At 65.3% G+C, this 752-nt stretch carries 1 pseudogene; it reads right to left on the minus strand.

Going from position 1 to position 752, the window contains the following annotated elements:
* Positions 1–752: pseudogene (locus ACSNN7_RS29005) on the minus strand (hypothetical protein); the annotation flags it as partial.

Raw genomic sequence — 752 nt, forward strand, 5'->3', positions numbered from 1 at the left:
TCCTGGCCGTTGAAGCTGTTGCGGCCGTCCTTGCCGTTCTTGCCGTTGTCCTTGCCGTTGTTCTTGTCGTCGCGGTCGTTCTTGTCCTTCTTGTCGTTGGCGTTGTAGACGCCGCCGCCGTCCTTGCTGGCGTGGTTCTTGGCGACGATGACGTGGTCGAGGTCGAGGCTGGTGTCCTTGACGTAGATGCCGCCGCCGTTGTCGCAGGCGTTGTTGTCCTTGATCGACGAGTGGACGATCTCGACGAAGCCGCCGGAGCTGAACAGGCCGCCGCCGTTGCGGTCGGCCTTGTTGCCCTCGATGTCGCTCTTGTAGATCTCGACGCTGCCGGCCTTGTCGCGGCCGTCGAGGATCCGGTTCATGTCCCCGTCGCGGCCGTTCTTGCCGTCGCGGCCGTTGTTGTTGCGGCCGTTGTTGTCGTCGCGGCCGTTGTTGTCGCGGCCGTTCTTGTCGTGGTCGTCGTGCTTGTCGCGGCCGTTGGCGATGCCGCCGCCGTTCTTGCCGGCGGTGTTGTTGCTGAACTTGGTGTGCTTGACGGTGAGCAGGCCGAGGTTGAACACGCCGCCGCCGTTCTCGCGGGCGTGGTTGTCCTCGATCTTGCTGTCCTCGATGTCGACCCGGCCGAAGTTGGCGATCGCGCCGCCGTCGCCCTCGGCGCTGTTACGGGTCAGGGTGACCTTCTTCAGGTGGGCGCTACCGCCCCGCTCGACCAGCAACGCGCCACCATCGGCGTCACCGTCCTTGCGCTGCGA

Source organism: Micromonospora sp. URMC 105, assembly GCF_051386295.1.
Lineage (GTDB): Bacteria > Actinomycetota > Actinomycetes > Mycobacteriales > Micromonosporaceae > Micromonospora.